This is a genomic window from Petrocella sp. FN5 (genome assembly GCF_029210395.1).
Lineage (GTDB): Bacteria > Bacillota > Clostridia > Lachnospirales > Vallitaleaceae > Petrocella.
Window position 1 is genome coordinate 1 of the sequence record NZ_JARGDP010000207.1, and the last position, 925, is coordinate 925.

Annotated in this window: 1 protein-coding gene; it reads right to left on the reverse strand. The window is 34.5% G+C overall.

Annotated features, from left to right (window positions below; all coding sequences use genetic code 11):
- Positions 1-272: 272 nt before the first annotated feature.
- On the reverse strand, positions 273-925 hold a 653-nt coding region (locus P0N36_RS15515; protein WP_275843798.1), incomplete at its 5' end, for an IS91 family transposase.

Genomic DNA, 925 nt, shown 5'->3' on the forward strand with positions numbered 1-925 from the left:
AATTCTTAAGTGAAGTATCATATTTAGGACATTAAAAAAAGAACAAATTGAGATTAACTCTAGTTGTTCTAAATGTTATTCTTCGCTATTGTACCAACTCGCGGAAATTTTGACAGTATATGGGGATTGAATAGTTCTCTTCTCTTCTATTTTTGATGAAAAGTTATGGATCTATTTTAATTCAAAAGTGAGTTAGTACTCAAACAAGATTTTAATGCACCACGAACAAGCCTTTATTCAAAGGCTGAAAAAACTATTTAGTTAAGTAACATCTAATTCCTTTTATAAAAAGTTCTTCCTGCATGGCGCATTGAATTATTGCCACATTTGGTACATTGTTTGATGTTAATTCCTAAAATCTCTTGAAGCAACGCTTCACGGGACATAGAAATGAATCTTGATTGAAATAATAGTCTGCTCATAAGTGCTGAAATCAAAGCTAAGTTAGTCTTTTTACTTCGATTGTTCAGAAAACCATAGTACCTGATTTTCTGAAAACCTGAAGGAAGCACATGCATAAGAAAACGGCGAATGAATTCCAAGTGAGTGACTGTAAAAGTTTTCTTTGTGCCAGTTTTATAATCATTCGCTGTAAAAGAAACATGAGTTTCGGAAATGGTCTTAACCCTAGAGTTACTGATGGCGATACGATGAGTATATCTTCCAAGGTAATCAATAGCATTACCAAAACCGTTGAAAGTCTCTTTGATGTAGGGAATCCAAGTCTTATTGTAGAGAGAATTCCTGAATTCGGACCATTCATAGGAGTTTTTGTATTTAATGCAACTTCTAGAAAAGTGAAGTTTGCCAGCAGAGTAGAGCTTCTGTAGCCCTTCAAGGAACTTACCACGAAAAACCTTTCCAAGGACCTTGACGGGAATAAAAAACGTGTTGCTACTCTTCTTAAGCTGTTTGGTATCTGTTA